Origin of the sequence: Cupriavidus sp. BIS7, from assembly GCF_000292345.1 — a bacterium.
Classification (GTDB): Bacteria; Pseudomonadota; Gammaproteobacteria; order Burkholderiales; family Burkholderiaceae; genus Cupriavidus.
In genome coordinates, this window is record NZ_ALOU01000007.1 from 168,437 (window position 1) to 178,746 (window position 10,310).

The 10,310-nt window shown below is 64.4% G+C and carries 8 protein-coding genes; 3 read left to right on the forward strand and 5 right to left on the reverse strand.

Annotation, left to right across the window (positions count from 1 at the left end; genetic code table 11):
* Positions 1 to 27: 27 nt before the first annotated feature.
* From B552_RS0102650 to rpsB, 5 genes are all read right to left on the reverse strand, one after another.
* Entirely contained in the window at positions 28 to 798 is a 771-nt protein-coding gene (locus B552_RS0102650) for an isoprenyl transferase (RefSeq protein ID WP_019447447.1), read from the reverse strand.
* A gap of 52 nt (positions 799 to 850) precedes the next feature.
* Entirely contained in the window at positions 851 to 1,411 is a 561-nt protein-coding gene (gene frr / locus B552_RS0102655; RefSeq protein WP_019447448.1) for a ribosome recycling factor, read from the reverse strand.
* A 109-nt stretch (positions 1,412 to 1,520) separates the two neighbouring features.
* Complete coding sequence (pyrH, locus tag B552_RS0102660) at positions 1,521 to 2,231, reverse strand: UMP kinase (protein ID WP_026035248.1); 711 nt, start codon at positions 2,229 to 2,231, stop codon at positions 1,521 to 1,523.
* A gap of 307 nt (positions 2,232 to 2,538) precedes the next feature.
* Positions 2,539 to 3,417 carry a translation elongation factor Ts gene (tsf, locus tag B552_RS0102665; protein WP_019447450.1) on the reverse strand — a complete coding sequence of 293 codons (879 nt, stop codon included), beginning with the start codon at positions 3,415 to 3,417 and terminating at the stop codon, positions 2,539 to 2,541.
* A gap of 227 nt (positions 3,418 to 3,644) precedes the next feature.
* Entirely contained in the window at positions 3,645 to 4,391 is a 747-nt protein-coding gene (gene rpsB, locus B552_RS0102670; RefSeq protein ID WP_019447451.1) for a 30S ribosomal protein S2, read from the reverse strand.
* Positions 4,392 to 4,743: 352 nt separating this feature from the next.
* Here rpsB and map point away from each other — a divergent pair, with 352 nt between their 5' ends.
* The 3 genes from map (at position 4,744) to B552_RS0102685 (ending at position 10,257) form a co-directional block, all read left to right on the forward strand.
* Positions 4,744 to 5,562 (forward strand): type I methionyl aminopeptidase, encoded by an 819-nt coding sequence (gene map, locus B552_RS0102675; protein WP_019447452.1) that lies wholly within the window; start codon positions 4,744 to 4,746, stop codon positions 5,560 to 5,562.
* A 79-nt stretch (positions 5,563 to 5,641) separates the two neighbouring features.
* On the forward strand, positions 5,642 to 8,215 hold the full coding sequence (locus tag B552_RS0102680) for a [protein-PII] uridylyltransferase (protein ID WP_026035249.1): 2,574 nt from the start codon (positions 5,642 to 5,644) through the stop codon (positions 8,213 to 8,215).
* A 29-nt stretch (positions 8,216 to 8,244) separates the two neighbouring features.
* Positions 8,245 to 10,257, forward strand: coding sequence for a pseudouridine synthase (locus B552_RS0102685; RefSeq protein WP_019447454.1), 2,013 nt, complete (start codon positions 8,245 to 8,247; stop codon positions 10,255 to 10,257).
* Positions 10,258 to 10,310: the final 53 nt, after the last annotated feature.

A 10,310-nucleotide genomic window follows, 5' to 3' on the forward strand; every position in this document is an offset into this window, starting at 1 on the left:
CGTGGTTCTTGTATCTGGATTGATGTTTCAGGCCGTGCCGGACAGGCCCGGCGCCACCAGTTGTGCGCTGGTCCGTCCGAAGCGGCGCTCGCGCTGGCGGTACGAGGCAAATGCCTTGTCCAGCTCGGCGGAATCGAAATCGGGCCAGAAGATATCGGTGAAATACAGCTCGGTATAGGCGAGCTGCCAAAGCAGGAAATTGCTGATGCGCTGCTCGCCGCCGGTACGGATGAACAGATCCGGCTCAGGGGCGTAGGCCATCGCCAGGTGCGGGGCCAGCTCGGATTCGTCGAGCGCCTCCGTATCGAGCATCGGCGAATGCGCGAGCATCTTGCGCATTGCCTGCAGCAAGTCCCAGCGGCCGCCGTAGTTGGCGGCGATCGTCACTGTCAGGCCCGAATTGCCGGCGGTACGCGCTTCGGCATCCTTGATCAGTTGCTGGATACGCGGGCTGAACCGCGCGAGGTCACCGACCACGCGCAGGCGGATGTTGTTGGCATGCATCCTGACCACCTCGCGGCGCAACGCGGTCATGAACAGGCGCATCAAAAAGGACACCTCGTCGGCCGGACGGCGCCAGTTCTCGGAACTGAACGCGAACAGGGTCAGGTACTGCACGCCGCGCGCCGCGCACGCCTGCACGATCTCGCGCACGGCGTCCAGGCCACGATTGTGGCCAGCCACGCGGGGCAGATGACGCTGCGTCGCCCAGCGACCGTTGCCATCCATGATGATGGCAACGTGTCGAGGCACATAAGTGGTATTGGGAACGCCTAGCGTCGAACTGATGTGCTGCATGGAATTGCAGACGATGTCTGGCAACCCCGGCGGGCCAGCCGCCGGGACGGCCTTACACCGTCATGATCTCCTTCTCTTTCTCGGCCACGAGCTTGTCGATCTCGGCCACGAACTTGTCCGTGAGCTTTTGCACGTCTTCCTGGCCGCGGCGCTCGTCGTCTTCGGAAATGGTCTTGTCCTTGACCAGCTTCTTGAACTGCTCGTTGGCATCACGGCGCAGGTTGCGCACGGCCACCTTGGCACCTTCCGCCTCGCCCTTGACCACCTTGGTCAGTTCCTTGCGGCGCTCTTCGGTGAGCGCGGGCATCGGCACGCGGATCACATCGCCCATCGTTGCCGGGTTCAGGCCCAGGTCGCAATCGCGAATCGCCTTTTCGACGGCCTGCACCATCTTCTTTTCCCACGGCTGCACGGTGATCGTGCGGGCATCGCCCAGGCCGACGTTGGCCACCTGGCTGATCGGCACCATCGAGCCGTAGTAATCCACCTGAACATGGTCAAGCAGGCCGGCATGCGCGCGGCCGGTACGGACTTTTGCCAGATCGGCCTTGAAGGCTTCGATCGACTTCAGCATCTTTTGCTCGGCGCTCTTCTTAGTGTCGGCGACGGTCATGGTTTACCTCCGGAAAACAGCCTGACAGGATCCCGCCTGGCGGGATCGAAAATGGAATATTCTACTCTGAGGACGGCCCGAATCCGCATTCTGCTGCGATCCGGCCCCCTTAAACGTGCACCAGCGTACCTTCGTCCTCGCCCAGGATGACGCGCTTCAGCGCGCCCGGCTTGACGATCGAAAACACCTTGATCGGCAGCTTCTGGTCGCGGCACAGCGCAAACGCGGTGGCGTCCATGACCTGCAGATTACGGGAAATCGCCTCGTCGAACGTGATCGTGGTGTAGCGCGTGGCGCTGGGGTCCTTCTTGGGGTCGGCCGTGTAGACGCCGTCCACCTTGGTCGCCTTGAGCACGATTTCCGCGCCGATTTCGGAGCCGCGCAGTGCGGCAGCGGTGTCGGTGGTGAAGAACGGGTTGCCGGTGCCGGCAGCGAAAATCACCACCTTGCCCTCTTCGAGCTGACGGATGGCGCGCGGGCGGATGTATGGCTCGACCACCTGGTCCATGCGCAGCGCGGACTGCACACGGCCCTCGATGCTGGCGTGGCGCATGGCATCCTGCAGTGCCAGCGCATTCATCATCGTGGCCAGCATGCCCATGTAGTCGGCAGTGGCACGGTCCATGCCTGCGGCACCGCCGGCGACGCCGCGGAAAATATTGCCGCCACCGATCACTACCGCCACCTGGACGCCCAGCTTCACGATTTCGGCAATGTCATTGACCATGCCTTCGATGGTGGCCCGGTTGATGCCAAAGGCATCGTCGCCCATCAGGGCCTCACCGGACAGTTTCAGAAGGACGCGCTTATAGGCTGGCATGTTCACCCTCGGGCTGGTTCTTGATCGCTCGTTCGAACGGATGGATGGGCGCGGGCGGCACGAAGCATCTGCGCACCGGCCGCGCAAGAATACGGAATCTCATGACTGAGACAAGCCGGTTTTCGCTGTCATCTGCAGGCAACGCCCGTCAAAAGACACACCAGATGCCGGTGACTGCGAAAACTGACTGGCACGGCGCACACTGGCAGCCGTACTTGTGCAGAGGGGCACCTTGCGGCGCCCCTCGGCATTATACGGTGGCTGGATGATCACCCCCTCGGGGGAAACCCGTCCGGCCACCCGGACATCAGGCCTTCTGGGCAGCGGCCACCTGGGCAGCCACTTCAGCGGCGAAGTCGTCCTGCTTCTTCTCGATGCCTTCGCCCACCACGAACAGCGTGAAACCCTTCACGTTCGTGTTGACGGCCTTCAGCATCTGCTCGACGGTCTGCTTGTCGTTCTTCACGAACGGCTGGTTCAGCAGCGAAACTTCCTTCAGGTACTTCTGGACCGAACCTTCCACCATCTTGGCGACGATCTCGGCCGGCTTGCCCGATTCGGCAGCCTTCTGCTCGGCAATGCTGCGCTCCTTGGCGATCAGCTCGGCCGGCACCTGGTCCGACGACAGCGACACCGGCTTCATGGCGGCCACGTGCATGGCCACGTCCTTGGCGGCGGTCTCGTCACCATCGAACTCGACCATCACGCCGATGCGGGTGCCGTGCAGGTACGAAGCCAGCTTGCCACCATTGGCGTAGCGCACGAAGCGGCGGATCGTCATGTTTTCGCCGATCTTGCCGATCAGTGCCGAACGGACCGCGTCCACGGTCGAACCGTCCATTTCCAGTGCCGACAGCGCAGCCACGTCAGCCGGGTTCTGCTTGGCAACCAGTTCGGCAACCTTGGCGCCGAAGCCCAGGAAGTCGTCGTTCTTCGACACGAAGTCGGTTTCGCAGTTCAATTCGACCAGTGCGCCGGTGGTGCCGTCGATGAACGCGGCCACGATGCCTTCAGCGGTCACGCGCGAGGCGGCCTTGCTGGCCTTGTTGCCCAGCTTGACGCGCAGCAGCTCTTCGGCCTTGTCCATGTCGCCATCGGCTTCGGTCAGGGCCTTCTTGCATTCCATCATCGGCGCGTCGGTCTTCGCGCGCAGTTCTGCAACCATGCTTGCGGTAATTGCCGCCATTTGTCACTCCTTGATTGGTTCTGGCCGCCCGCCCCGTGCGAGGCCCGGGACGACCGACCGGGATCTGGTCCACTTCGGTCCGGCTTCATCCGCGGCGAATGGTATCCGCGGCGGATGACAACAAATTCAGTTTGCAAAAAGGGGGCGCCAGTAGTGCCCCCTTTTCTTGTTGCCGCAAGGCAGGCGCCAGTGGCCGGTGTACCCCGGCCTCAGGCACCAGCGGGCGATCAGCCTTCCTGGACTTCGACGAATTCGTCGTCGCCGCCGCGCACGGCTTCCACCACTTCCTGCACCGCGTTCGCACGGCCTTCCAGGATGGCGTCGGCCACGCCGCGCACGTACAGGGCCACGGCCTTGCTCGAGTCGTCGTTACCCGGGATCACGTAGTCGATGCCTTCCGGCGAGTGGTTCGTGTCGACCACGCCGATCACGGGGATGCCCAGCTTGTTGGCTTCCGTCACGGCAATCTTGTGGTAGCCGACGTCCACCACGAAGATGGCGTCAGGAATGCCACCCATGTCCTTGATGCCGCCGATGGACTTTTCCAGCTTTTCCATCTCGCGCTCGAACATCAGCGCTTCCTTCTTGCTCATGGTTTCCAGCGCGCCGGCTTCCTTGGCGGCTTCCATGTCCTTCAGGCGCTTGATCGAGATCTTGACGGTCTTGAAGTTCGTCAGCATGCCGCCGAGCCAGCGGGCGTCGACGTAGGGCATGCCAGCGCGGCCAGCTTCTTCAGCCAGGATTTCGCGCGATTGACGCTTGGTACCCACGAAAAGCACGGTGCCGCGGTTTGCTGCCAGCTGACGCACGTACTTCAGCGCGTCCTGGAACATCGGCAGGGTCTTTTCGAGGTTGATAATGTGGATCTTGTTGCGGTGACCGAAGATGAAGGGGGCCATCTTCGGGTTCCAGAAGCGGGTCTGGTGGCCAAAGTGGCAACCGGCTTCCAGCATTTCGCGCATAGTCACGGACATGAGAGGTGCTCCAATAGGGTTTTGTCTGAAGTCCGCCCCGACATTCCTGAAAAGGAACACCCCGGATGGGCGGACCAGCGATTTACAAAATGTTCGATTTACGAAACGTTGATTCTCCGACCCACCAGCCCCGTCAAACGGGCAACAAGCAAGCCAGCCCGCGATTGTAGCAACAAAGTCCGTGATGACTCAACCCCCTGCAAGCGCATTGGCAAGCGGCAAGCGCCTCGCTCGTCAATCGGATGATTCCCCGTATTTCCCCTGCTTTCCCGTCACGAAGGTGCGATAATCCCTCTTTGCGAATCATTTCCGGCGCGGCAGTAGCCTCGCCATCACTTTTCAGGCACGCAGCATGAGCATTCATATCAACACCGCCGAAGACATCGCCCAGATGCGCGTGGCTTGCCGCCTTGCTTCCGAAGTCCTCGACTACATCACCCCGCATGTAAAAGCCGGCGTCACCACCGGCGAGTTGGACAAGCTGTGCCACGCCTACATGCGCGACGTGCAAGGCACCGTGCCGGCGCCGCTGAACTACGCGCCTCCGGGCTACCCGCCCTTCCCCGGCGCCATCTGCACTTCGGTCAATGATGTGATCTGCCACGGCATCCCCGGAGACCGCGTCCTCAAGGGCGGTGACGTGGTGAACCTCGACATCACCGTGATCACCAAGGAAGGCTATTACGGCGACACAAGCCGCATGTTCATCGTTGGCGAAACGTCGATCCTGGCCAAGCGCCTGGCGCAGGTCACGTACGAATGCATGTGGAAGGGTATCCAGCAGGTGCGCAATGGCGCACGGCTTGGCGACATCGGCCACGCCATCCAGACGCATGCCGAAGGCGCCGGCTACAGCGTCGTGCGCGAGTACTGCGGCCATGGCATCGGCCAGGTGTTCCACTCGGACCCGCAGATCCTGCACTACGGCCGACCGGGCACCGGCATGGAAATCAAGGCCGGCATGATCTTCACGATCGAGCCGATGATCAACGCAGGCAAGCGCGACATCCGCACGATGCCGGACCACTGGACTGTCAAGACGCGCGACCGCAGCCTGTCGGCCCAATGGGAGCATACGGTGCTGGTGACCGAAACCGGCTTTGAAGTGCTGACGTTGTCGGAAGGCTCGCCACTGCCGCCGGCATTCGTCACGGAGACCGTTGCGGCCTGACGCCGCACAGATCGCCAGGGCGCCGATCACGGCGCCCTTTCTACTTCCAGCCGTGCCCGCGACCCCCATCGACCAGCCCATGGACACCACGCCGGAACTGCTGCTCTGCCAGCGCATCCGAGACAGGCTCAAGGCCGACAAGCAAGCGCTGTCTGCCGAGTTCAACCTGAACAATCAGGTGAGCCCGCTTGTCACGAAACTGCGCCGTGCCGTAGACAATGCGCTGATCGAAGCCTGGACCGGCCTGGAGCTGCCCAGTGACGCCGCCCTGGTGGCAGTGGGCGGCTACGGCCGTGGCGAGCTGTTCCCCTACTCCGACGTCGATGTGCTGCTGCTGCTGCCCGACGAACCCGACGCGGAGACGGCCACCAAGCTCGAGCGCTTCATCGGGCTGTGCTGGGACCTGGGCCTGGAGATCGGCTCGTCAGTGCGCACCGTGGACGATTGCATCCGCGAATCGGCCGCGGACATCACGATTCGCACCTCGCTGCTCGAAGCGCGCCTGCTGATCGGCAACAAGGCGCTGTTCAAGTCCTTGCAGACGCGCTACCTGGCCGACATGGACGCGGCCGACTTCTTCCAGGCCAAGCTGCTGGAAATGCGCCAGCGGCATGCCAAGTACCAGGACACGCCTTATGCGCTGGAGCCGAACTGCAAGGAAAGCCCGGGCGGCTTGCGCGACCTGCAGGTAATCCTGTGGATGACGCGTGCCGCGGGCCTGGGCGACAGCTGGAAGCAGTTGTTCGAGCGAGGCCTGCTGACCGAGCGCGAAGCGCTGGAACTCACGCGCAACGAGCGCCTGTTGCGCACGATCCGCGCGCGGCTGCACCTGCTGGCCGGCCGCCGCCAGGACGTGCTCGTGTTCGACATGCAGACCGCACTGGCCGAAGCCTTCGGCTATCGCCAGACCACGCACAAGCGCGCGAGCGAACAGCTCATGCGCCGCTACTACTGGGCGGCCAAGGCTGTCACGCAGCTAAACAGCGTGCTGCTGCTGAACATCGAGGCCATGCTGTTCCCAAGCGAGTCGAAGGTCACGCGCGAGATCAACGAGCGCTTCGTCGAACGCCAGGGCATGCTCGAGATCACCAGCGACGATCTGTACGAACGCAATCCGCACGCGATCCTGGAGACATTCCTGCTCTACGAGCGCACGCCCGGCGTGAAGGGTCTGTCGCCACGCACGCTGCGCGGGCTCTACAACGCGCGCACGGTGATGGACGCAAGCTGGCGCAACGACCCCGTCAACCGACGTCTGTTCCTGGCCATCGTGCAGGAGCCCCAGGGCATCACGCACGCGCTGCGGCTGATGAACCAGACCAGTGTGCTGGGCCGCTACCTGATCAATTTCCGCCGCATCGTCGGACAGATGCAGCACGACCTGTTCCACGTGTACACCGTGGATCAGCATATCCTGATGGTCGTGCGCAACATGCGCCGCTTTGCGATCGTCGAGCATACGCACGAATTCCCGTTCTGCAGCCAGTTGATGGCCAGCTTCGACCGCCCCTGGGTGCTGTGGGCGGCGGCGCTGTTCCATGACATTGCCAAGGGCCGCGGCGGCGACCATTCCACGCTCGGCACCGTCGATGCGCGCCGCTTCTGCAAGCAGCATGGCATTTCGCGCGAGGACACCGACCTGATCGCCTGGCTCGTCGAGCATCACCTGACGATGAGCCACGTGGCGCAGAAGCAGGACCTGACGGACCCCGACGTGGTCAAGGCCTTCGCCCAGGTGGTGGGCAACGAGCGCTACCTGACCGCGCTCTACCTGCTGACCGTTGCCGACATTCGCGGCACCAGCCCCAAGGTCTGGAACGCATGGAAGGGCAAGCTGCTCGAGGACCTGTATCGCATCACGCTGCGCGTGCTTGGCGGCGCGCGGCTCGATCCGCATTCGCTGTGGGCGCAGAAGCGCGACGACACCGTCGCCCAGTTGCGCCTCAAGGCGTTCGACCCCGATCTGGCAAAGCCGTTGTGGGACAAGCTGGACATGTCGTTCTTCATGCGCCATGACGCGCGCGACATCGCCTGGCTCACGCGGAATCTGTTCAACAAGGTGAACAGCCCCGATCCCGTGGTCAAGGCCCGCGTCTCGCCAGCGGGCGAAGGCCTGCAGGTGGCGGTGTACGTGAAGGATCAGCCCGATCTGTTCGCGCGCATCTGCGGCTACTTCGAACGCAAGGCCTTTTCGATTCAGGACGCCAAGATCGAAACCACGCGCGACGGCTACGCGTTGGACACGTTCCAGATCACGGACCCGGGCCTCGATGGCGACTATCGCGACATCCTCGCGCTCGTCGAACACGAACTGGGCGAGCGCGTGCGCCTGGAGTGCCCGCTGCCGGAGCCTGCGCAGGGACGCCTGTCGCGCCAGTCGCGCAGCTTCCCGATCAAGCCGCGCGTGGACCTGCGTCCCGACGAGCGCGGCCAGTATTACCTGCTGTCGGTGTCCGCCAACGACCGCACCGGCCTGCTGTACGCGATCGCGCGCGTGCTGGCCAGCCATCGCGTGTCCGTGCATTCGGCACGCATCAATACGCTCGGCGAACGCGTGGAAGACGTGTTCCTGGTCGACGGTTCGCGACTGACCGCCGACAACCGATTGCAAATTCAGCTTGAACAGGACCTGCTCGACGCGCTGGCCATCTGACGGCCAGCCAGACGCGCAGTTGAAACGATATGACCGATAGCAATACACCCGGCCGCAAGACTCTGGGCATCAAGACCACCTCCTCTGGCACCCCGCGCAAGGCGGGCCGCCCGCTGCGCGTGTCCGACCTGAACCGTAAACGCGTGCAGGACGTGGTCACGGGGATCAAGGAGGCCAAGGAGCGTGCTTCCGACAAGGCCAAGCGCAAGCCCGCGCCAGCCGAGGGTGCACCACGCCAGGAGCGGCAGGCCCGACCGGCGCGTCCGCGCCCGGCAGAAGGCGAGCGTGCGCCTCGCCGTTTCGCGGAGGGCGAAAGAGCACCGCGCCGCTTCGGCGATGACGAGCGCCCACCGCGTGAGCGCCGCTACGGTGATGACAATCGCTCCGCACAGCCGCGCCGCTACGGTGACGACAACCGTGCCGAGCGCCCGCGCCGATTTGGCGACGAAGACCGCGCCGCACGCCCGCGTCGCTTCGGTGACGAAGAACGCCCGCAGCGTGAGCGCCGTTACGGCGACGACAATCGCCCCGCACAGCCACGCCGCTACGGTGACGACAATCGCGCCGAGCGTCCGCGCCGATTTGGCGACGAAGACCGCGCCGCGCGCCCGCGTCGCTTCGGTGACGAAGAACGCCCGCAGCGTGAGCGCCGCTATGGCGATGACAATCGACCCGCACAGCCGCGCCGCTACGGGGACGACAATCGCGCCGAGCGCCCACGCCGATTTGGCGACGAAGAACGCCCGCAGCGTGAGCGCCGTTATGGCGATGACAATCGCCCCGCACAGCCGCGCCGCTACGGGGACGACAATCGTGCCGAGCGTCCGCGCCGATTTGGCGACGAAGACCGCGCCGCCCGCCCGCGTCGCTTCGGTGACGAAGAACGCCCGCAGCGTGAGCGCCGCTATGGCGATGACAATCGCCCCGCACAGCCGCGCCGCTACGGTGACGACAATCGCGCCGAGCGCCCACGCCGATTTAGCGACGAAGACCGCGCCGCACAACCGCGCCGCTACGGCGATGACAATCGTGCCGAGCGCCCGCGCCGGTCCGGCGATGACGAGCGGACGCAGCGTACCCAGCGCCCGCATCGCAGCGATGAGGCCCGCACGCCGCGCCGGCAGCACCACGACGACAATGCACCGCGTCGCGGCGACGCGCCCGCGCGCCGCTTCAGCGATTCCGCCGACCGTGTCCGCCCAGCCCGTGTCGAGCGCGCCGAACGCCCCGCCATGCACGCCGAAGCCGGCCAGGCTGCACCGGATCGCGACGACGGGCTTGTTCGCCTGTCCAAGCGCATGTCCGAACTGGGCCTGTGCTCGCGCCGTGAAGCCGACGAATGGATTCCGCGCGGCTGGGTGCTCGTCGATGGCAAGCCGGTGACCGAACTCGGCTCGCGCGTCAGTCCTGACGCGGAAATCGAGATCCTGCAGGCCGCACGCTCCGAACAGGGCGAACGAGTCACGGTGCTGTTGAACAAGCCGGTCGGCTATGTCTCCGGCCAGGCGGAAGACGGCTACGAGCCCGCAGCAGTGCTGTTCGCACCCGAGAACCAGTGGGAACAGGACCCGACGCGCAAGCGCTTTGCGCCGTGGCAGCGCAAGAACCTGGCGCCCGCTGGACGGCTGGATATCGACTCCACGGGCCTGCTTGTGCTGACGCAGGATGGCCGCGTGGCCCGCGCGTTGATCGGCGATGATTCGAACGTGGAAAAAGAGTATCTGGTCCGCGTGGAGTGGGAATCGCCGCAGGGGCTGGTCGAACGCAATATCAGCGCCGTGTTCCCGGACGACCTGATCGAGCGCCTGCGCCACGGCCTGTCTCTCGACGGCGTGCCGCTGAAGCCCGCCAAGGTGAGCTGGCAGAACGAGGAGCAACTGCGCTTCGTGCTGCGCGAAGGCCGCAAGCGCCAGATCCGTCGGATGTGCGAACAGGTTGGGCTGAAGGTGGTCGGCCTCAAGCGCGTGCGCATGGGCCGCGTGGTGCTGGGCGATCTGCCGCCGGGCCAGTGGCGTTTCCTGGGGCCGTTCGAGAAGTTCTGAGGCTTTACGCTTGACTCACCTTGCTTGACGCCCCTCTCCCATGAAATGGGAGA